The following is a 20460-nucleotide window of genomic DNA, read 5'->3' as shown; positions in this document are numbered from 1 at the left end:
GGCAGCCTCACTTCAAACCCAATTGTTTTTTGATTTGGTTTTCAAGGTTCTTGCCCATTTCCTTGGCACCGTGAAACGGAAAGATCGTGCTTACGCCGTTCAGTGTCACTCGGTAATGACTACTGCCCGCACGATGCGGCACAAAGATGGCGCCTTGTTTTTCAAGCCACCTTTTGAATTCGCTGTACTTCATGATTCCGAATGCAGCGATGCGGATTAGATTACAACAAAAATGTTTTGTTCAAAAACATTAATGTTGTATTCATGTCACTGACTCCTCCCTCCCTGAGGATATTTCGCCTTGTCCTCTCGCACCTCTTTGTCAGAGGGAAATCAGACCAACGTACGTCGGCTGGGCGAATTCCCGTCGGCCGCCCGCCGATGGCGCGTCCCCAATAACGTTGGATATGATTGCGGCTTCGCCTTGACCGCCCGCGAGCCATGCCAACCTTGAGTGCGCCCCTGAAGCGCATCCCGCAGTTCCGCATATCCCAAATCGTCCTAGCCACGGTATGTCTGCTGGGAATTGCCGCCGGAGGGGCGACGCAAGCCCAAACCGCCCGCAAACCCTCCCCCTACGAAAACGGCCGCCCCCTGCGCCCCGACGAGGTCGAAGCCCGCAAGGCCGAGGACGCGCGGTGGGGAGGCCCGCGGTTCCTGGCGCAGATCAAGACCCGGGCCGAATTCGATCAACTGGCGCGGGTCTATAACGCCGGCACGCCGCTGGAAATCCCCCATGTGCTGTTCATCATCGACCGCCAGCGCGCCGACCGCATCTATTACGTGAACACGCCGCGGTACGCGCTGCACGAGACCTTTGCGCGCGAGCGGCGGCTGCTGTCCGGCGACCGGGCCGCGCTGGTGGCGCAGTACAAGGATCCCAATCGTCGTCTGCTGTTCGGCACGCTGAGCTGGCAGAACAGCCTGTCCGGCTATACCTATGAGTTCTGGGAAGGCGATCTGCTGACGCCCGAACTGCTGACCCTGACGGCGCAGCGGCTCGCGGCCACGTTCCCTCACCCGCTGAAATTCAAGAGCAACTCCACGCTGCAGGAAACGACCGCACGGCGGGCCGGGCTGGACTTCGTCACGCAGGAGGCGCTGCTGCGCGAGCAGACCTTCTTGCCGCTGAACACCGGGCGCGCGCAGGGACGGCTGCGCATCGTGAAGGCCGTGGATGAAACGGCTGACCTCTCGCCCACCGACATCGTGGTGCTGGACGAGGTGCCCGTGGCGATGACGCCAGTGGCGGGCCTGGTCACGCAGCGCCCGTCCACGCTGTTGTCCCACGTGAACCTGCTGGCCAAGGGCTGGCGTATTCCCAATGCCTATGTGCGCGACGCCGTGGCGGCCTTGCGCGAGCATGATGGCCAATGGGTCGAACTGACCGTTGAAAGCAACGGCTACCGGGTGCAGCGCATCGCGCAGCCGGCCACGTCGCCAGCCACGGCGGCAACCCCAACCGCCTCGCCCTCGCTACCCAAACCCGACCTGTCCGTGCGCGCCCTCAAGCCGCTGTCCGGCATGACCACGCGCGACAGCCGCCACTGCGGGGTCAAGGCGGCAAACCTGGGCGCGCTGACGGCCGTGTTGCCGCCCGCGGCCAGCGTGCCGGATGGGTTCTGCATCCCGTTTGCCCAATACGCGGCGTTCATGGACCAGTTGGGCGTGCCCGCGCGCTTGGCGGCGCTGGCGCAGCGGGCCGACTTTGCCAGCGACGCCAACGTGCGGCGCGCCGAACTGGCCAAGCTGCGCCAGGACATCGTCGACGCAACGCCCGACCCCGCCCTGTCGGCCGCCTGGCGCGCCCGCTGGGAGAAGCAGTTGGGTGGCCACGGCGTCTTCGTGCGCAGCTCGTCCAATTCCGAAGACCTGCCGGGGTTCAGCGGCGCGGGCCTGTACACCACCGTGCCGAACGTCACGCAGGCCGATGCGCTGGCCCGGGCCGTGCAGACGGTATGGGCCTCGGTCTATAACTTCGAGGCTTACGAGGCGCGCCGCACCGCAGGCTTCGGGCAGGACGCCGTCGTCATGGCGGTACTGGTGCAGCGGGCCGCGGCGTCGGACAGCTCGGGCGTCATGATCACGCGCGATCCCTTCGACGCCTCGCGCCGCCACGTCACCTACCTGTCCGCCAAGCGCGGATTGGGCATCAAGGTGGTGGAAGGCAAGCGGCAGGCCGAACAGGTCATGTACTCAAGCTGGTCCAAGGCGGTTCAGGTGCTGAGCCGTTCCGCCGAAGACACGCAGCTCGTGGCGGATGCGGGCGGCGGCGTGCGCGAAGTGCCCATCGAGGGCGGCCGGCAGGTGCTGAACGATGCGCTGGTCGCCCGGCTGGCCGCCGTGGGACGGCAGGTGAAAAAGCGCTTGGGAAATGGAGACCAGGACATCGAATGGGCCGTGCAGGCAGACAAGATCCTGATCCTGCAGGCGCGGCCTTACATCGATGGGAGCCGCTGAAGGCCAGCGCGCCAGGCGTCCGATGGGACCGCCGCGCAGGTCCTGCTTGCGGCATGGACAGGACGAAAGCAAACACGGCGCGGCCTTAGCGGGCCGCGCCGTGCCGGGGCATCAGTTCTGCAGACCGTCAGATATGCAGCGCATGCCCCAGCGCCTTGAGCGCCGCCTCCTGGACCGCCTCGCCCAGCGTGGGATGCGCGTGGATGGTACCCGCCACATCCTCGAGGGTCGCGCCCATTTCCAACGACTGGCCAAAAGCCGTCGATAGCTCCGACACCGCACGGCCTACCGCCTGCCACCCCACGATCAGGTGGTTGTCGCGCCGGGCCACCACGCGCACGAATCCGTCCGTGGATTCCAGCGTCATGGCGCGGCCGTTGGCGGCGAAGGGGAAGGAGGCCGTCACGCAATCCAGGCCGGCGGCTTCGGTCTCTTGCGGCGACAGGCCCGCCACCACGACCTCGGGATCGGTGAAGCACACGGCCGGGATGGAGGCCGGCTGGAAGTGGCGGCGCTTGCCCGCCACCAGTTCGGCCACCATCTCGCCCTGCGCCATGGCGCGGTGCGCCAGCATCGGTTCACCGGCGATGTCGCCAATGGCCCAGACGTCGCGCATGGACGTGCGGCATTGGTCGTCGATGCGCAGCGCGTTGCCCTTGCGGTCCAGCTGCAGGCTTTCCAGCCCCCAGCCCTGCGTGCGCGGACGGCGTCCCACCGAGATCAGCACGCGGTCGGCCGGCAGCAGGGTTTCGGCGCCGCTGGCGTCCTGCACCCGCACCGCGTCGCCCTTGCCGTCCAACCCCAGCACCTTGCGGCCCAGGTGCAACGCCACGCCCATCTTGCCCAGCGCGGCCGCGACGGGTTTGGTGAGTTCGGCGTCGTAGGTCGGCAGGATGCGGTCCTGCGCTTCCACCACCGCGACTTCGGCGCCCAGCTTGCGGTACACGGTGCCCAGTTCCAGGCCGATGTAGCCGCCGCCCACCACCACGAGCTGCTTCGGGATGCTGGCGGGCGACAGCGCCTCGGTGGACGACACCACCATGCCGCCGAAAGGCATGGACGGCAGCGGCGTGGGTTCGGAGCCAGCGGCCAGCAGCAGGTGCTCGCACTGGATGCGAACGCGCCCCGCGTCGGGCGTTTCGACTTCGGCCGTCTTGCCGTCCAGAAGCGTCGCCCAGCCGCGCACGACTTCCACGCCGTTCTTCTTGAGCAGCGCGCCCACGCCCCCCGTCAGCTTGCCGACGATGCCGTCTTTCCAGGCGACCGTCTTGGCGATGTCGATGCGCGGCGTGTCCACGGCGATTCCGAGCGCCGATTCGCCGGCGTAGTGGCGCGCCTTGTCGAACTCCTCGGCCGCGTGGATCAGGGCCTTGGAGGGGATGCAGCCGATGTTCAAGCAGGTGCCGCCCAGCTGCGCGCCCTCGACCAGGATGGTCGGCACGCCCAGTTGGCCGGCGCGGATGGCGGCCACGTAGCCGCCGGGGCCGCCGCCGATCACCAGCAATGTCGTTGTCTTTGTGATCTGGCTCATGCTCACTCCACGAAAAGCAGCGCGGGTTGTTCCAGCAGCGCGCGCACGGCCTGGATGAAGCGCGCCGCGTCCATGCCGTCCACCACGCGGTGGTCGAAGGACGACGACAGGTTCATCAGCTTGCGCGCCACCACGGCGCCGTTGCGGAAGGCGGGGCGTTCGACGATGCGGTTCACGCCCACGATGCCGACCTCGGGATGATTGATGACCGGCGTGGTGACGATGCCGCCCAAGGGACCAAGGCTGGTGATGGTGATGGTCGAACCGGACAGCTCGTCGCGGCCGGCCGCCCCGCTGCGCACCGCCTGCGCCAGCCGATTGATCTCCGCGGCCATGGACCACAGGTCGCGCGCCTCGGCGTGGCGCATCACCGGCACCATCAGGCCGCCGTCGCTTTGCGTGGCAATCCCGATGTGCACCGCGCCATAGCGCGTGACCACCCCCGCCTCGTCGTCGTAGCGCGCATTGATCTGCGGGAAATCGCGCAGCGCCACCACCATCGCGCGGGCCAGGAGCGGCAGCAGCGTCAGCTTGCCGCGCGACTCGCCCCATTTGGCGTTCAACTGCACGCGCAGGTCTTCGAGCTCGGTCACGTCGATTTCCTCGACGTAGCTGAAATGCGGGATGCGGCGCTTGGACTCGGCCATCTTCTGCGCGATCTTCCTGCGCAGGCCGATGACGGGTACGGCGTCTTCGTCGTTGCGTTCCACATAGGCCGACCCGGCGCGTGCGCTGCTGGCCGACCCCTGCCCTTGCAGCCAGGCGTCCAGGTCTTCGTGCAGGATGCGCCCGGCCGGGCCGCTGCCCTGCACGTAGCGCAGCTCCACGCCCAGGTCCCACGCCCGCTTGCGAACGGCGGGCGAGGCCAGCGGCTTTTCGCCGGGCTGACGGACTGCGACGGGCGCGCCGCCGGATTGGCGCGCGGCTGGCGACTTGGCCGACGCCGACGCGGGGCCAGAGGCTGATGCGGATGAGGATGACTTGGCCGGCGGGGAAGTTGCGGGCGCCGATGCTGCGCCGGGCGTCGTTGCCGCCACGCCACTTTCCACCAGACTCGGACCACCAGCGCGCTGCGCCCCGTCGGCAGCAATTCCGCCAGCCGCAGGCACAGCCGCTTTCCCCGCCGGCGCGGCCGCTGCAGCAGCGCCCGCCTTCACATTCCCTTCGCCTTCGACTTCCAGGCGGATCAGCTCACCGCCCACGGCCATCACCTGGCCAACATCGCCGCCCAGCGAGATCACCTTGCCGACCACCGGCGACGGGATCTCGACCGTGGCCTTGTCCGTCATCACGTCCGCCAGCGGCTGGTCCTCGGCGACCGTGTCGCCCACCTTGACGTGCCAGCCCACCAGCTCGACCTCTGCGATGCCTTCGCCGATGTCGGGCATCTTGATGATATGAATCCCCATGTCATGCCTCCATCGCGCGTTTGAACGCTTCGCCGACCCGGCGCGGGCCGGGGAAGTACGCCCATTCCTGCGCGTGCGGATAGGGAGTGTCCCAACCGGTCACGCGCTCGACGGGCGCCTCCAGGTGATGGAAGCAGTGCTCCTGCACCAGCGCAATCAGTTCCGCGCCGAAGCCGCAGGTGCGCGTGGCCTCGTGCACGACCACGCAGCGCCCCGTCTTCCTGACGGAGTTGACGATGGCGTCCAGGTCCAGCGGCCACAGGCTGCGCAGGTCGATGATTTCGGCGTCGATGCCGGTTTCCTCGGCCGCGGTCAGCGACACATGCACCGTGGTGCCGTAGGTCAGCACCGTCAGCTCCGAGCCCGGGCGCACGATGGCGGCCGATTCCAGCGGCACGGTGTAGTAGCCCGTGGGCACGACGCTGCCGGGGCGGCCGGTCCACGGCGTGACCGGCCGGTCGTGGTGGCCGTCGAACGGGCCGTTGTAGAGCCGCTTGGGTTCCAGGAAAATCACCGGATCGTCGTTTTCGATGGCGGCGATCAACAGCCCCTTCGCGTCGTACGGGTTGGACGGCATCACCGTGCGCAGCCCGCAGACCTGCGTGAACATCGCCTCGGGGCTCTGGCTGTGCGTCTGCCCGCCGTAAATGCCGCCGCCGCAAGGCATGCGGATGGTCATGGGCGCAATGAATTCGCCCACCGACCGGTAGCGCAGGCGCGCGGCCTCGGACACGATCTGGTCCGAAGCCGGATAGAAGTAATCGGCGAACTGAATTTCGCACACGGGCCGCAGGCCGTAGGCGCCCATGCCCACCGCCACGCCGACGATCCCGCCTTCGGAAATGGGGGTGTCGAACACGCGCGAGCTGCCGTACTTGGCCTGCAGGCCTTCGGTGCAGCGGAACACGCCGCCGAAGTAACCGACGTCCTGCCCGAACACCACGACGTTGTTGTCGCGCTCAAGCATGACATCCATGGCCGAGCGCAAAGCCTGGATCATGGTCATCGGCGCCGAGGCCGGACCAGCGTTGTTATCGATTGCCATGGTCAGACTCCGAGCTGCTGGCGCTGCCGGCGCAGATGCTCCGGCATGTCCTTGTACACGTCTTCAAAAATGCTGGCGGCGCTGGGGACGTGGCCGTCCACCAGGGTGCCGTAGCTCTCGGCTTCCTTTTGGGCCGCCAGGATCTCGGCGTCGAGTTCGGCGCGGACCGCGTCGTGCTCGGCGTCGGACCAGATGCCCAACAGGATGAGATGTTTCTTGAAGCGCTCGATCGGGTCGCCCAGGGGAAAGTGGCTCCAGTCGTCGCCGGGCCGGTACTTGGAGGGGTCGTCCGACGTGGAGTGAGGCCCCGCGCGGTAGGTCACCCATTCGATCAGCGTCGGGCCCAGGTTGCGGCGGGCGCGCTCGGCCGCCCAGCGCGAGGCGGAATAGACCGCCAGGAAATCGTTGCCGTCCACCCGCAGCGACGCAATGCCGCAGCCCACGCCACGGCCCGCGAAGGTCGCGCCCTCGCCGCCGGCGATGGCCTGGAAGGTGGAAATGGCCCACTGGTTGTTGACCACGTTCAGGATGACGGGCGCGCGGTAGACGTGCGCGAAGGTCAACGCGGTGTGGAAGTCGGCTTCGGCGGTGGCGCCGTCGCCGATCCAGGCCGAGGCAATGCGGGTGTCGCCCTTGATCGCCGACGCCATGGCCCAGCCCACCGCCTGGATGAACTGCGTGGCCAGGTTGCCCGAAATCGTGAAAAAGCCGTTTTCGCGGTCGGAATACATGACCGGCAGCTGGCGGCCCTTGAGCGGGTCACGCTCGTTGGACATGAGCTGGCACATCATCGTCACCAGCGAGACATCGCGCGAGAGCAGGATGCTTTGCTGGCGATAGGTGGGAAAGCACATGTCCCCCTTTTCCAGCGCCATCGCGTGGGCGGTGCCGATGGCCTCCTCGCCCAGGCTCTGCATGTAGAACGAGATCTTCTTCTTGCGCTGCGCGGTCAGCATGCGCCCGTCGAAGATGCGGGTCTTGAGCATCGCCCGCATGCCGGCGCGCAGCATGTCGTGGCTGATCTCCGGCGCCCACGGGCCAACGGCATGGCCGTCATTGTCAATGACCCGGACCAGGCTGTAGGCCAGTGGACCGGTGTCGACCGCGGCAACGTCAATGGGGGGTTTGGGCACCTCGCCGGGCGGCGATAGATGCAGATAGGAGAAGTCTGTCTTGCAACCCGGTCGCCCTGTCGGCTCGGGGACGTGCAACTTCAGCGGCCCATATTGGCTCATGTATTGTCTCCACGCTTGATCGTGTCATGCGTTTTCTTCCTACCAAGGCATTGCCAGAGGCGTGTGACCTCGGACGCTGCCGTCGCCGGCCTGCGCCCGGGGATACATGGGCAAGGCCGTTGACGAGATTAGCACAGGGGACAGGGCCGATGAGCGGGCCGCGCGGCCTTTTGGGGCCGCATTGGACTGAGGGTTTTCCTCAGGCGGCGCCGGTCCATTCCGTGACGAATTCACGGTAGTCGGGACGCTTGGCGGGGGGCACCGCGCACGCGGGCGTGCCCACGGCCAGAAAGCCCAGGAAGCGGTAATCCAGCGAGTCCAGACCCAGCGCGTTCTGCACGTCTTCGACGTAGGTGCCCAGGCCGGTGCTCCAGAAGGCGGCGTAGCCCAGCATATGGACGGCGTTCAGGATGTTCATGACCGAGCAGCCCGTGGCCAGAAGCTGTTCCTGCTCGGGGATCTTGGTGTTGTCGTGGGCGATCTTCTGGGCCACGGCGATGAACAGCGGCACGCCGGCCATCCATTCGCGGACCGACTTTTCCTTTTCAGGCGTCATGCGCGGATCGCCGCTGCGCTTGACCGCGTCCAGCGCCATGTCTGCCAGCTTGCCGATGGCTTCGCCCTGGATCACGACGAAGCGCCACGGGCGCAGCGCGCCATGATCGGGCGCCGCCATGGCGGCCTGCAGGATCTGTTCGAGTTCGTCGGGTTTGGGCGCCGGGGCCCGCAGGAACTTGAAGGAGCGGCGCGAAGTCAGGGCGTGGAGCGGGGTGGCGGTCTGGGTGACGGTCATTGATCGATGCGCAAATGGGAAAAAAACAGATTCTCATAGTACGCGATGACGGCCGCCCCATCGCCGATCCCCTGACCTGCAACAAGGACATCGCGCCGTGCGCGGTCACCCCAGATGGGTATGGCGCTCCTGCCGCTCTTCGACCTGCATTTCGGTCAGGCCGTGCAGGATGCCGCAGTCGTCCGTGTCCGGGCGCGCCGACACGCAGCGCTGGCGCAATTCGCTCAGTTGGGATTTCAGCTGCATCAGTTCGGCAATGCGCTCGTCCACGTGGGAGATGTGCTCGTCGAACAGCTGGTTGATGGGGCCACAACCGGTGCGGTGGTTGTCGGCCACGGACAGGATGGCGCGGATCTCGTCCTGCGTCATGTCCAGCGCCCGGCAGTTGCGGATGAGGCGCAGGCGCTCCAGGTGCATCTGCCCATAGCTGCGGTAGTTGTTCAATCCCCGCTCCGGCGCGGGCAGCAGTCCTTCCTTTTCGTAGTACCTGACGGTTTCGACCGTGGTGCCGGCCGCCGTGGCCAATTCGCCGATACGCATCGCTGCCTCCCGGATCCGATCCGATGATTAGGGGTTGACCCTATAGTAACTCCAAGGTGTGGAATTGCGTCATCAGCTTATTTGAAGGGTCAAGCGGATGTCTTTACCTCCGGTCAAACAACGCGAACATCAGTCGGGCGCAGATTGCGGCCCCTGCTGCGGCGGCGAACCCACCCAACCGCGGGCAGCGCCGGTCGCGATGGCGCGCATCGAAAAGACGGGCCATGATGCCTGCTGCGATCACGATTCCGCCAAGGATTCCAGCAACCAGCACGGTCACGGACACCCTGCACAGGGACACGGACACGCGCATGGCCCGGACGCCTGCTGCGGCCATGATCACGGCGACGCCATTCTGCAGCCAGCTACCGGCGCAGCCGCCGCGACGCTCACCCCCGGCCCCGGCCAGCTGCTGGCGCGCCTGCGCATCGGGCAGATGGACTGCCCCACCGAGGAAACGCTGATCCGCAAAAAGCTGGACGGCGTGGATGGCGTGCATGCGCTGGACTTCAACCTGATGCAGCGCATCCTGACCGTCGTCCACGCGGAGGGCGCGCTGGATCGCATCGTCGCGGCCATCAAGTCGCTGGACATGACGCCCGAGCCCCTGGCCGACGGCGCGGCCGCCGCGCCCGCCCCCGCCGCCAAGGCGGTGAACTGGTGGCTGATCGGCGGCGCGGGCGTGCTGGCCGCCCTGTCGGAAGTCTCGCACTACCTGGACGCCCCGCTCTTGGTGACCGCCGCGCTGGCCGTGGCCGCCATCCTGGCTTGCGGCGTCAGCACCTATCGCAAGGGCTGGATCGCCGTGCGCAACGGCAACCTGAACATCAACGCCCTGATGAGCATCGCCGTCACCGGCGCGGTGCTGATCGGCCAGTGGCCCGAGGCGGCCATGGTGATGTTCCTGTTCAACGTGGCCGAACTCATCGAAGCCCGCTCGCTGGACCGCGCCCGCAACGCCGTGCGCGGCCTGCTGGACCTGGCGCCCGAGACGGCGACCCTGCGCCAGGCGGACGGCAGCTGGGTCGAAGTGCCCGCCGCGTCGCTGCAGCCGGGCGGGATCGTGCGCGTGCGGCCGGGCGAGCGCATCGCGGCCGACGGCATCGTCGTGAACGGCACGTCGGCCGTGGACCAGTCGCCGATCACGGGCGAAAGCCTGCCCGTCGAAAAGACGCAGGACGATCCCGTCTTCGCGGCCACCATCAACACCTCCGGCTCCTTTGAATACCGCGTGACCGCCGCGGCAGGCAACACCACACTGGCGCGCATCATCCACGCGGTGGAACAGGCGCAGGGCGCGCGCGCCCCCACGCAGCGCTTCATCGACCGCTTCTCGCGCATCTACACGCCCGCGGTCGTGGCCATTGCGCTGGCCGTGGCGGTGCTGCCGCCGCTGCTGTGGGGCCAGCCGTGGTTCGATGCCCTGTACCGCGCGCTTGCGCTGCTGATCATCGCCTGCCCGTGCGCGCTGGTGATTTCCACGCCGGTCAGCATCGTCAGCGGCCTGACCGCCGCCTCGCGCCGCGGCATCCTCGTCAAGGGCGGGGTCTATCTGGAAGAAGGCCGCAACCTGAAATGGCTGGCGCTGGACAAGACCGGCACGCTGACGCACGGCAAGCCCGTTCAAACCGACCTGCAGGACTGGGACGCGGCGGCGCCGGGCCCTCACCCCGCCGCCCTGATCGCGGCAAGCCTGGCGGCCCGATCGGATCACCCGGTGTCATTGGCCGTGGCCAACGCCGCGCGCCAGGCCGGCAGCACGCTGCTGGAAGTCGAGGCCTTTACCGCCCTGCCCGGCCGCGGCGTCAGCGGCCAGGTGGGCGGGCAGACGTACCACCTGGGCAACCGCCGCCTGATGCGGGAATCGGGCGTCTCCAGCGCCGCGCTCGACACGCGCTTTGACGAGCTGGAAAGCCAGGGCAAGAGCGTCATCGCGCTGTCGGACGGCAGCCGCGTGCTGGCGGTGGCCGCCGTGGCCGACACAGTCAAGCCCACCAGCGCGCAGGCCATCGCCGACCTGCACGGCCTGGGCGTGCGCACGCTCATGCTGACGGGCGACAACACGCCGACCGCGCAGGCCATCGCGCGCCAGGTCGGCATCGACGAGGCGCGCGGCGACCAATTGCCCGAGGACAAGCTGGCCGCCATTGAAAGCAAGCTGGCGCCGGACGTCCGGGTCGGCATGGTGGGCGACGGCATCAACGACGCGCCCGCGCTGGCCCGGGCCGACATCGGGTTTGCCATGGGCGCGGCCGGCACCGGCACGGCGATCGAGACCGCCGACGTGGCCCTCATGGACGACGACCTGCGCAAGATCGGCACCTTCCTGCGCCTGTCGCGCGCCACGCATCGCATCCTCGTGCAGAACATCGCGCTGGCGCTGGGCATCAAGGTGGTGTTTCTGGCGCTGGCCGTGACGGGCCACGCGACGCTGTGGATGGCGGTGTTTGCCGACGTGGGCGCGAGCCTGCTGGTGGTGGCGAACGGCCTGCGCCTGCTGCGCGCCGCCCCGGCCAGCCGGTAAGCGCCGCGGTGCGCGCGGCGAATCCCCGTATGATGGCGAAAAACAGAGCCGCCCCGCGCGCCATCAAGGAGACTCCCGCTTGTCCGCAGGTACGATTTCGCCCGTCCCGGAGACCTTTCCCACCTTCGAATCCTCGGATTTCTCGGGAGAGGGATCCTTTTACTTCGACCTCGTGCGCCTGCAGGACCACGACGACATCCCGCGCGGTTTCCTGCACCGGCACCGCTATTACCACCTGTTGTGGATGACCGAGGCGCAAGGCACCCACCTGCTGGACTTCGAGCAGCACGCGGTGCGCGACCACTCGGTCTTTTTCCTGTCGCCCGGCCAGATCCACGCCTGGACGTCGTCGGTCAAGCCCAGCGGCTACGTCATGAACATCAGCACCGAGTTCTTCGCGCAGATGTTCCCGCGCGCCGACGACATTGCCAAGTTCCCGTTCTTTCACCTGGCCGGCGGATCGCCGGTCATCTACCTGACGCGCGAGCAGCACGACGCCATGCTGCCGCTGCTGGCGGAAATCGAACGCGAAACGCGCGACCGCCAGACGGGCCGGTTCGACGTGGTGCGCTCTTACCTGCTGATCCTCCTGACGCAGCTGCGCAGGCTGTATCCGGCCGACGAGCGTGAAACTGCGGCGGGTCCCAGCTATTCGCTGGCCAAGCGCTTCACCATGCTGATCGAAGAGCACTACCTGGATTTCTCGGCCATCCGCCAGTACGCCGACGCGCTATGCATCAGCGAACGCCAGTTGAACGAGGCGGTCAAGCGCAGCGTGGGACGCACGGCCAGCCAGCTCGTGCAGGAACGCATTGCGCTGGAGGCCAAGCGGCTCCTGTGCAACACGGATCTGGGCATCGCAGAGATCGGCTTTCAGTTGAACATCGAGGATCCGGCCTATTTCGCGCGCTTTTTCAAGAAGCACACCGGCTGCACCCCGGGCGACTTCCGCAAGAAGTACTACCGCCCCATCGAGTGACGGCTGGACGGCGGGCTGCGAGGGCCGGCCCGCAAAAAAGTGCAAAACAAGCTCTGATCTGTCCTAACGCGCCCTGACCAGGGCTGCGTAAAGTTCATCCGGACTCAACCCGCCGCGCTGCGGCCAGATTGAAACTGCGATGAACGACACTTCGACATTGATGACGGGCGGCCAGCACGTGGTGCAAGCCCTGCTGGACCACGGCGTGGATACCGTATTCGGCGTGCCCGGCGAGAGCTACCTGGACGTATTGGACGCGCTGTACGCGCACCGCGACCGCATCCGGCTGGTGTCCTGCCGCCACGAAGGCGCGGCGGCATTCATGGCCGAAGCGCACGGCAAGCTGACCGGCCGCCCCGGCATCTGCATGGTCACGCGCGGCCCCGGCGCCACCAACGCCAGCATCGGCGTGCAGACGGCCTTTCAGGACTCCACCCCGCTTATCGTGCTGGTGGGCCAGGTCGGCAACGACATGGTCGAGCGCGAGGCGTTCCAGGAGATCGACTACCGCCGCATGTTCGGCCAGTTCACGAAGTGGGTGGCGCAGATCGACAGCGCCGCGCGCGTCACCGAATACCTGAACCGCGCGTTCTCCGTCGCCACGTCCGGCCGCCCCGGCCCGGTCGTCCTGGCGCTGCCCGAGGACATGCTGACCGACGTGGCCCCGGCCCTGCCCTGCGGCACGATCCAGGTGCCGCAGGCCTATCCGGCGCCCGACGCCCTGGCCAGCATGCGCACGCTGCTGGCGGGCGCCCAGCGCCCCCTGATGATCGTCGGCGGTTCAGGCTGGACCGACGCGGGACTGGCAAGCCTGACCCGCTTTGCCGAACTGAACGGCCTGCCCGTGGCGTGTTCGTTCCGCCGCCAGGATCTGTTCGACAACCACCACGCGCAATACGTGGGTGAGGTCGGCATCGGCGTGAACCCCGAGCTGGCCGAGGCGGTACGCCAGGCCGACGTCATCCTGGCGGTGGGCGCGCGCCTGGGCGAGATGGTGACGGGCGGCTATTCGCTGCTGCAATCGCCGGTGCCCAGCCAGACCCTGATTCACGTGCTGGCCAGCCCCGAAGAGCTGGGCCGCGTGTACCAGCCGGCCGTGAAGATCCAGGCCGGCATGGACGCCTTCGCCAAGACGGCGGTGGAGCTGGAGCCCGTGGACGCAACGCCGTGGCGCGCGTGGGCGCAGCGCCTGCACGACAACTACCTGCGCTACACCGAGCTGCCTGCCCCGCGCACGGGCCTGGACCCGGCGCGCGTCATTGCCGCGCTGCGCGACCAGCTGGACCCCAGCGCCATCCTGACCAATGGCGCGGGCAACTACAGCGCCTGGGCGCATCGTTACTACCGTTTCACCCACCCGCGCACACAGCTGGCGCCGACCAGCGGCGCGATGGGTTACGGCGTGCCGGCGGCCATCGCGGCCAAGCTGCGCCACCCCGACCGCCAGGTGATCTGCCTGGCGGGCGACGGCTGCTTCCTGATGACGTCGCAGGAGCTGGCAACCGTGAAGCAGCACCAGCTCGGCATCGTCTTCATCGTGTTCAACAACGGCATGTACGGCACGATCCGCATGCACCAGGAGGTGCACTACCCCGGCCGCACCATCGGCACGGACCTGTGCAACCCGGATTTCGTGGCCTACGCGCAATCGTTCGGCGTGATGGCCGAACGCGTACAGACGCATGAAGCCTTCCCGCCCGCGCTGGCACGCGCGCTGGACAGCGGAACCCCATATCTGATCGAACTCAGCCTGGACCCGGAGGTGATCACGCCCCGGGCCACCCTGACGAGCCTGCGCGAAAAGGCGCGCACCGCCGGCGCCTGAGAGACCAGGCCCGGCAACCCATAAAAAAACCCAAAACACTGGAGAGAGACATGACGAAAACCCTGACCCCCGTGCGGCGCCTGGCCGCCGCCGCCCTGATGGCCGCCGCGTCGCTGGGCACGGCAGCAACGGCCGCCGCGGCCGATTTCCCCGAACGCCCCTTGCGCATCATCGTGCCCTTCGCCGCGGGCGGCGCCACCGACGTGATCGCGCGCACCGTGGCGCAGGCCATGTCGACGCGGCTTGGCCAGCCCGTGGTGGTGGAAAACAAGGCGGGCGCCAACGGCAACATCGGTGCCGTGATGGCCGCCCGCGCCGAGCCCGACGGCTACACGCTGCTGATGGCCACGTCCAGCCACGCCATCAACGCCACGCTCTATCACAAGCTCGACTACAGCCTGACGCGCGACTTTGCCGGCCTGTCCAACCTGGCGTCGGTGCCGCTGCTGCTGGTGGTGAACCCCTCGGTGCCGGCCAAGACCCCGCAGGAACTGGCGGCCTATGCCAAGGCCAACGGCAACCGCGTGAACTACGCCTCGGGCGGCACCGGCACGGCTTCGCACCTGGCCGGCGCGCAGTTCAATTCGCTGGCCGGCGCGCAGATGACGCACGTGCCGTACAAGGGCGGCGCGCAGGCGCTCAACGACCTCATGGGCGGACAGGTCCAGATCATGTTCGCCAACCTGCCCGAAGTGCTGTCGCAGGTGCAGGCCGGGCGCCTCACGCCCATCGCGGTCACCGGCACGCAGCGCCATGCGGCGCTGCCCAACGTGCCCGCGTTCTCCGAGGCGGCCTACCCGGCCATGAACGCGCGGTCGTGGTTCGGCCTGTTCGTGCCGGCCGCCACGCCCGCGCCCGTGGTCGAGAAGCTGTCCAAGGCCGTCACCGACAGCGTCGCCGACCCGGCCGTGCAGGACAAGTTGAAGGGCCTGGGCGCCGATCCCGTGGGCGACGGCCACGCCGCTTTCCAGAAATACGTGAACACCGAAGTGGAACGCTGGAGCGAGCTGGTCAAGCAGTCCGGCGCCACGGCCGAATAACACGCTTTCCGCTACCCCTATCAAGGATCAACATGCTTTACGACGTCCGTACCTACACGTGCCGCGCCGGCACCATCAAGAAACACCTGGCGCTCTATGCCGAGCACGGCTACGAGGTGCAGAGCCGCCATCTGGGCAAGCCGCTCGCCTACATGCAGACCGAAACCGGCAACGTCAACACCTACATGCACATCTGGGTGTATGACAGCGCCGCCGACCGCGAAGCCAAGCGCCAGGCGCTGCAAAAAGATCCGGCCTGGGCGACCTACCTGACCAAGAGCGCCGAAGCCGGCTACCTGATCAGCCAGGAAAACCGCCTGATGACGCCGACGGCGTTCTTCAAGCCCTGATGTAGCACGCAGCAGGCGGCGCTAGCCCGCCTGCTCTTCCTGCGGCCAGTCCCGCAGCACGGGCGCGTCCGGCGCGCCCGGTCCCACGTCGCGCAGATGGTCGTGCTGCAACAGCGCCATCCGATAGGCATCGCGGTACGCGCCGTTGGAAAAGAATTCTTCCTTGAGCAGGCCTTCGATCTGGAAGCCGCACCGTTCGTAAATGTGCACGGCGGCGGTATTGTCCTTGTCCACCACCAGATACACCTTGTGCAGGTTCAGCACCCGAAACGCATAGCCCACCGCAATGCGCGTCGCGGCCTTGGCGTAGCCCCTGCCCTGGTAGCTGGGCGCGATGATGATCTGGAATTCTGCCCGGCGATGGATGTAGTCGATCTCCACAAGCTCGACCAGCCCGGCCGGCTGCCCCGTGTCGTGCTCGATGATGAAGCGCCGCTCGTTCTGGTCGTGAAGGTGGCGGTCGTACAGCGCGACGAGTTCGTCATAGGCTTCGTACGGCTCTTCGAACCAGTAGCGCATGATGACGTCGTTATTGTTGATCTTGTGCACGAAGTGCAGGTCGCCGCGTTCGAGCGGGCGTAGTTTGATATCGGATGTGGCCGACATGGGTACCTCCGTGAGTCAGGGCATTGTATGCCGCGGCCGCGCGCGCAATCCGCATTGTCCCTGATGCCCGAGGCGCGCGCGTGCCGTTCCAACGCGCCGCATACACGGTATCCTGGACAGCTTCATGCGCCGGCTGTTGCGCGTCCGACGCGCGCGGGGCGGCCCCCTTCACAGGAACCGAACATGCACATCCTGGTTGCTGGCTTCCAGCACGAGACCAACACCTTTGCGCCCTCCAAGGCGGGTTACGACAATTTCGTGCGCGGCGAAGGCTTTCCCGCGATGGTGCGCGGCGCGGACATGCTGGCGCTGCGCGAGGTCAACATCCCGGCCGGCGGATTCATCAATGCCGTGGCGGCCGAAGGCCACACCGTGCAGACGGTGATCTGGGCGGGCGCCAGCCCGTCGGCCCACGTGACGCGCGATGCCTACGAGCGCATTGCCGGCGAGATCCTGGACGCGGTGCGGGCCGGCGGCTTTGACGCCATCTACCTGGACCTGCACGGCGCCATGGTCACCGAGCACCTGGACGACGGCGAGGGTGAACTCCTGGCCCGCGTGCGCGAGATCGTGGGGCCCGGCGTGCCCGTGGTCGCCAGCCTGGACCTGCACGCCAACGTCACTGCGCGGATGCTGCAAAGCGCTGACGGCCTGGTCGCGTTTCGCACCTATCCGCACGTGGACATGGCCGATACCGGCGTGCTGGCCGCGCGGCTGCTGATGGCGCGCATTCAGGCCGGAGAACAATGGACCCGCAGCGAACGCCGCCTGCCCTTCCTGATTCCCATCAACGGCATGTGCACGATGCTGCAACCCTCGCAGGGCGTGTACGCGCTGCTGAGCGAACTGGAACAGACGCCGGGGGTCGCCTCCATCTCTTTCGCGCCGGGCTTTCCGGCGGCGGATTTCCCGGAGTGCGGGCCGGTGGTGTGGGCCTACGGCACGGACGCCGCCGCGGTCGAAGCCGTCACCGAATCGCTGTATGCGCGCGTGCTGGAACTGGAACCCGAGTGGTCGCCTGATTTCCTGGAACCGGCCGAAGCCGTGCGGCGCGCGCAGGCCCTCGCCGCTGGCGCCACGCGGCCCGTCGTGATCGCCGACACGCAGGACAACCCCGGCGCTGGCGGCGACGCCAACACCACCGGCATGCTGCGCGCGCTGGTGCAAGCCAACGCGCAGAATGCGGCGCTGGGCTTGCTGTACGACCCCGAGGCGGTGCGTCGCGCCACGCAGGCTGGCGTCGGCGCCACGGTTGCGCTCAGTCTGGGCGGGCAGTCCGGCGTCGCGGGCGACGCCGCGTTCGAAGGCGAATTTGTGGTCGAGGCGTTATCGGACGGCAAGCTGCGCTTTGACGGGCCGATGATGAACGGCATGGACGTGGACCTGGGCGCGACGGCCACGCTGCGGATTGGCGGCGTGCGGGTGGTGGCCAGCGCCGGCAAGGCGCAGATGCTGGACCGCAACCTCTTCCGCGTCGGCGGCGTGCAGCCCGAACAGATGGCGATCCTGGTGGTGAAAAGCTCGGTGCATTTCCGGGCCGACTTCCAGCCGATTGCGCACGAGGTGCTGGTGGCCAAGGCGCCCGGCCCGATGCAGGCGGATCCCGCGGATCTGCCGTGGACGCGGCTTGAGCCCGGGATGCGGGTGCGGCCGCAGGGGCAGCCGTTCAGGGCGGCGTGAAAACGACATGGCCGGCGCGAAGGCGCCGGCCATTGCAGACAAGGCCGCAACGGCGGCCGCGCTTGGGCGGTATTACTTCAGCTTGCCCTGCGGGCTGACGAAGTCCTCCAGCGTCAGTCCCTTTTCCTTCAGGATCGCTTCCAGCAGCGGTTGCAGCTTGCCCAGGCTTTCCTGAACGGTTTCGCGCACGGTGTCGACGATGACCTGCGTGCTGCGTTCGATCTCGATGTTGACCGCATCGCCCACCTGCTTGTCCTCGAAGACCGTCGTGCGGCGCGTCTCGGGAATCAGCCAGACATCGAACCAGCCCTCGGCGCGGTTCACTTCCGACACGGTGAGGCTGGCGCCGTTGATGGCGATGTAGCCCTTGGCGAACACGTATTTGCGAAAGGCCTCCGGGATGCTGAAGCGCATCAGGCGATTGGTGTCCGACGATTTCACCATCAGCACCTGCGAGGTGAAGTCCACGTGGCCGGACAGCGGATGGCCGCCGATCTCGGCGCCGTCCTTGGCTGCGCGCTCCACATTCGCGCTGTCGCCCTCGGCATAGCTGCCCAGCGTGGTGATCGCCAGACTTTGCAGCATGACGTCGAACGTGGCCTGGTTCTCGGACAGGATTTCCGTGACGGTCAGGCAGACGCCGTCCGTCGAAACGCTGGCGCCGATGGCCAGGTCAGTGCAGAAACCAGGGGGAAAATCCAACGTGAAGGTGCGCAGGCCTTCGCGATCCGCGATCTTTGCGATCTTCGCGGTGCCTTGAACAATACCGGTGAACATACGGATCCTGAATGCGGGGCGGCAGGCCCCGGAAGCAAAACATCAACGTTAACCGATATTTTGCCCGGGTCCTGGGTCAAGGCCGCCGCCCCGCCCCGCGATCAGTGGCGGATCGCGATGGTCTTCAAGGACGTGAAGCCGTACAGCGCTTCAAAGCCCTTCTCGCGGCCGTAGCCCGACTGGCGCGAACCGCCGAACGGCAGCTCCACGCCGCCGCCCGCGCCGTAGTTGTTGACGAACACCTGGCCCGCGCGCAGCTTGCGTGCCAGGCGCATCTGGCGGCCGCCATCGCGCGTCCACACGCCGGCCACCAGGCCGTACAGCGTGCCGTTGGCGATTTCCAGCGCTTCTTCCTCGGTGTCGAAGACCATGGCGGCCAGCACCGGGCCGAAGACTTCTTCCTGCGCCAGGCGGCTGTCCGGCGGCACGTCGCGGAACAGGACGGGCGGCTGGTAGAAGCCGGCCTCGGGCGTGCCGTCCTTCAGCTTGCCGCGCGCCGCGACCTTCATGCCTTGCGCTTCGGCTTCGGCCAGGAAGCCGCGCACGCGGTCCTGCTGGCGGGCGTTGATCAGCGGACCCACATCCAGGTCGGCCGCCGCCGGGCCGGTCACCGTGGCCGAGAACGCGTCGGACAGGCGCTTGAGCACGGTTTCGTAAACGCCGCGCTGGATCAGCACGCGGCTGCCGGCCGAGCACGTCTGGCCGGCGTTCTGGATGATGGCGCCCAGCAGCACCGGCATCGCGGCGTCCAGGTCGGCGTCGTCAAACACGATCTGCGGCGACTTGCCGCCCAGCTCCAGCGTGACGGGCACGTGGTTTTCGGCGGCGGCATGCGCCACCATCTTGCCCGTCTGCGGCGAGCCCGTGAACGAAATGTGGTCGATGCCGGGATGCGCGGACAGCGCCGCGCCCGCCTCATGGCCGTAACCGGTGACGATGTTCAGCGCGCCGGCGGGCAGGCCCACTTCAGCGGCAATTTCGGCCAGCTTCAGAAGGGACAGGCAGGCGTCCTCGGCGGGCTTGACCACGCAGGCATTGCCCGCGGCCAGCGCCGCGCCCACGCTACGGCCGAAGATCTGCAGGGGGTAGTTCCACGGCACGATGTGGCCGGTCACGCCGTGGGGCTCGCGCACGGTCAGCACCGTGAAGCCGGGCGTGTAGGGAATGGTCTCGCCGTGCAGCTTGTCGACCGCGCCGGCATAGAACTCGAAGTAGCGCGCCACCGCGGCGGCGTCGGCGCGCGCCTGCTTGATGGGCTTGCCCGTGTCAGCCGACTCCAGCTGCGCCAGTTCCTCCTGGCGGTCCAGCAGCGCGAAGGCGATCTTCATCAACAGGCGGCTGCGCACGGCGGGTGCCATCTGGCCCCACTCGCCCTCGAAGGCCTGGCGGGCGGCCTGGACGGCACGGTCCACGTCCGCCTCGTTCGAGCGGGCCAGTTCCTCGAAAGGCTTGCCATCGGACGGGTTCAGGACGGGAATGGTTTCACCGGTGGCCGCGGCCACCCATTGGTTGGCGATAAAGTTCTTCTGAGTCACGATGTGCGGAGTAAAGTAGCGGCCGAACGGCCGGTTGGGGGAATCTGCGTGTCTCCAGGCGCTTGCCGGCAGAGGGCCAGCCGCGCCGCCAGCACGTCATGCGCGCGGGCGTTGTGGTGTGATGGCAAGGT

Annotated in this window: 17 protein-coding genes; 7 read left to right on the top strand and 10 right to left on the bottom strand. The window is 67.5% G+C overall.

Annotation, left to right across the window (positions count from 1 at the left end; all coding sequences use genetic code 11):
* Positions 1-7: 7 nt before the first annotated feature.
* A complete protein-coding gene (locus ASD87_RS01855) occupies positions 8-193 on the bottom strand; it encodes a type II toxin-antitoxin system HicA family toxin (protein ID WP_056316390.1) in 186 nt (61 codons plus the stop codon).
* Positions 194-441: 248 nt separating this feature from the next.
* On the opposite strand from ASD87_RS01855, the gene ASD87_RS01850 reads away from it, so the two are divergent.
* Positions 442-2460, top strand: coding sequence for a PEP/pyruvate-binding domain-containing protein (locus ASD87_RS01850; protein WP_056316387.1), 2019 nt, complete (start codon positions 442-444; stop codon positions 2458-2460).
* A gap of 127 nt (positions 2461-2587) precedes the next feature.
* Here ASD87_RS01850 and lpdA read toward each other — a convergent pair whose 3' ends face one another.
* From lpdA to cadR, 6 genes are all read right to left on the bottom strand, one after another.
* Positions 2588-3991 (bottom strand): dihydrolipoyl dehydrogenase, encoded by a 1404-nt coding sequence (gene lpdA / locus ASD87_RS01845; RefSeq protein ID WP_056316384.1) that lies wholly within the window; start codon positions 3989-3991, stop codon positions 2588-2590.
* A 2-nt stretch (positions 3992-3993) separates the two neighbouring features.
* Positions 3994-5400 carry a dihydrolipoamide acetyltransferase family protein gene (locus tag ASD87_RS01840; RefSeq protein ID WP_056316381.1) on the bottom strand — a complete coding sequence of 469 codons (1407 nt, stop codon included), beginning with the start codon at positions 5398-5400 and terminating at the stop codon, positions 3994-3996.
* Position 5401: 1 nt separating this feature from the next.
* A complete protein-coding gene (locus tag ASD87_RS01835; RefSeq protein WP_056316376.1) occupies positions 5402-6445 on the bottom strand; it encodes an alpha-ketoacid dehydrogenase subunit beta in 1044 nt (347 codons plus the stop codon).
* Positions 6446-6447: 2 nt separating this feature from the next.
* Entirely contained in the window at positions 6448-7680 is a 1233-nt protein-coding gene (locus ASD87_RS01830; RefSeq protein WP_056316373.1) for a 3-methyl-2-oxobutanoate dehydrogenase (2-methylpropanoyl-transferring) subunit alpha, read from the bottom strand.
* Positions 7681-7879: 199 nt separating this feature from the next.
* Positions 7880-8473 (bottom strand): nitroreductase, encoded by a 594-nt coding sequence (locus tag ASD87_RS01825; protein ID WP_056316369.1) that lies wholly within the window; start codon positions 8471-8473, stop codon positions 7880-7882.
* A gap of 105 nt (positions 8474-8578) precedes the next feature.
* The gene (cadR, locus tag ASD87_RS01820) at positions 8579-9013 is read right to left on the bottom strand and encodes a Cd(II)/Pb(II)-responsive transcriptional regulator (RefSeq protein ID WP_056316368.1); all 435 of its coding nucleotides are present in this window, start codon (positions 9011-9013) and stop codon (positions 8579-8581) included.
* A 199-nt stretch (positions 9014-9212) separates the two neighbouring features.
* On the opposite strand from cadR, the gene ASD87_RS01815 reads away from it, so the two are divergent.
* The 5 genes from ASD87_RS01815 (at position 9213) to ASD87_RS01795 (ending at position 15731) form a co-directional block, all read left to right on the top strand.
* Positions 9213-11537, top strand: a complete 2325-nt coding sequence (locus ASD87_RS01815) for a cation-translocating P-type ATPase (RefSeq protein WP_056316365.1) — start codon at positions 9213-9215, stop codon at positions 11535-11537.
* Positions 11538-11616: 79 nt separating this feature from the next.
* On the top strand, positions 11617-12516 hold the full coding sequence (locus ASD87_RS01810; RefSeq protein ID WP_056316364.1) for a helix-turn-helix domain-containing protein: 900 nt from the start codon (positions 11617-11619) through the stop codon (positions 12514-12516).
* 139 nt (positions 12517-12655) lie between these two features.
* On the top strand, positions 12656-14341 hold the full coding sequence (locus ASD87_RS01805) for a thiamine pyrophosphate-binding protein (protein WP_056316362.1): 1686 nt from the start codon (positions 12656-12658) through the stop codon (positions 14339-14341).
* A 50-nt stretch (positions 14342-14391) separates the two neighbouring features.
* Positions 14392-15381, top strand: a complete 990-nt coding sequence (locus tag ASD87_RS01800) for a tripartite tricarboxylate transporter substrate binding protein (protein ID WP_056316359.1) — start codon at positions 14392-14394, stop codon at positions 15379-15381.
* A gap of 32 nt (positions 15382-15413) precedes the next feature.
* Positions 15414-15731, top strand: coding sequence for an NIPSNAP family protein (locus ASD87_RS01795; RefSeq protein ID WP_056316357.1), 318 nt, complete (start codon positions 15414-15416; stop codon positions 15729-15731).
* Between the two features lie 21 nt (positions 15732-15752).
* Here the strand turns inward: ASD87_RS01795 and speG are convergent, their stop codons facing one another.
* Complete coding sequence (gene speG / locus ASD87_RS01790) at positions 15753-16337, bottom strand: spermidine N1-acetyltransferase (RefSeq protein ID WP_056316355.1); 585 nt, start codon at positions 16335-16337, stop codon at positions 15753-15755.
* A 183-nt stretch (positions 16338-16520) separates the two neighbouring features.
* On the opposite strand from speG, the gene ASD87_RS01785 reads away from it, so the two are divergent.
* Positions 16521-18017, top strand: coding sequence for a M81 family metallopeptidase (locus tag ASD87_RS01785; protein WP_056316353.1), 1497 nt, complete (start codon positions 16521-16523; stop codon positions 18015-18017).
* Between the two features lie 72 nt (positions 18018-18089).
* Here ASD87_RS01785 and ASD87_RS01780 read toward each other — a convergent pair whose 3' ends face one another.
* Together ASD87_RS01780 and ASD87_RS01775 are read right to left on the bottom strand one after the other, a co-directional pair.
* Entirely contained in the window at positions 18090-18794 is a 705-nt protein-coding gene (locus tag ASD87_RS01780; protein ID WP_056316351.1) for a riboflavin synthase, read from the bottom strand.
* Between the two features lie 101 nt (positions 18795-18895).
* Complete coding sequence (locus tag ASD87_RS01775) at positions 18896-20332, bottom strand: aldehyde dehydrogenase family protein (RefSeq protein ID WP_200952151.1); 1437 nt, start codon at positions 20330-20332, stop codon at positions 18896-18898.
* Between the last annotated feature and the right edge of the window lie 128 nt (positions 20333-20460).

The organism is Achromobacter sp. Root170, from assembly GCF_001428165.1.
GTDB lineage: Bacteria > Pseudomonadota > Gammaproteobacteria > Burkholderiales > Burkholderiaceae_B > Achromobacter > Achromobacter mucicolens.
The sequence above is the reverse complement of the archived record's forward strand: the minus strand, read 5'-3'. Positions and strand labels throughout refer to the sequence as shown.

What these genes read in the sequence shown, in the direction of transcription:
- ASD87_RS01855 (WP_056316390.1), bottom strand. Translation starts at nt 193, where the DNA reads ATGAAGTACAGCGAATTCAAAAGGTGGCTTGAAAAACAAGGCGCCATC.
- ASD87_RS01850 (WP_056316387.1), top strand. Translation starts at nt 442, where the DNA reads ATGCCAACCTTGAGTGCGCCCCTGAAGCGCATCCCGCAGTTCCGCATA.
- lpdA (WP_056316384.1), bottom strand. Translation starts at nt 3,991, where the DNA reads ATGAGCCAGATCACAAAGACAACGACATTGCTGGTGATCGGCGGCGGC.
- ASD87_RS01840 (WP_056316381.1), bottom strand. Translation starts at nt 5,400, where the DNA reads ATGGGGATTCATATCATCAAGATGCCCGACATCGGCGAAGGCATCGCA.
- ASD87_RS01835 (WP_056316376.1), bottom strand. Translation starts at nt 6,445, where the DNA reads ATGGCAATCGATAACAACGCTGGTCCGGCCTCGGCGCCGATGACCATG.
- ASD87_RS01830 (WP_056316373.1), bottom strand. Translation starts at nt 7,680, where the DNA reads ATGAGCCAATATGGGCCGCTGAAGTTGCACGTCCCCGAGCCGACAGGG.
- ASD87_RS01825 (WP_056316369.1), bottom strand. Translation starts at nt 8,473, where the DNA reads ATGACCGTCACCCAGACCGCCACCCCGCTCCACGCCCTGACTTCGCGC.
- cadR (WP_056316368.1), bottom strand. Translation starts at nt 9,013, where the DNA reads ATGCGTATCGGCGAATTGGCCACGGCGGCCGGCACCACGGTCGAAACC.
- ASD87_RS01815 (WP_056316365.1), top strand. Translation starts at nt 9,213, where the DNA reads ATGGCGCGCATCGAAAAGACGGGCCATGATGCCTGCTGCGATCACGAT.
- ASD87_RS01805 (WP_056316362.1), top strand. Translation starts at nt 12,656, where the DNA reads ATGAACGACACTTCGACATTGATGACGGGCGGCCAGCACGTGGTGCAA.
- ASD87_RS01800 (WP_056316359.1), top strand. Translation starts at nt 14,392, where the DNA reads ATGACGAAAACCCTGACCCCCGTGCGGCGCCTGGCCGCCGCCGCCCTG.
- ASD87_RS01795 (WP_056316357.1), top strand. Translation starts at nt 15,414, where the DNA reads ATGCTTTACGACGTCCGTACCTACACGTGCCGCGCCGGCACCATCAAG.
- speG (WP_056316355.1), bottom strand. Translation starts at nt 16,337, where the DNA reads ATGTCGGCCACATCCGATATCAAACTACGCCCGCTCGAACGCGGCGAC.
- ASD87_RS01785 (WP_056316353.1), top strand. Translation starts at nt 16,521, where the DNA reads ATGCACATCCTGGTTGCTGGCTTCCAGCACGAGACCAACACCTTTGCG.
- ASD87_RS01780 (WP_056316351.1), bottom strand. Translation starts at nt 18,794, where the DNA reads ATGTTCACCGGTATTGTTCAAGGCACCGCGAAGATCGCAAAGATCGCG.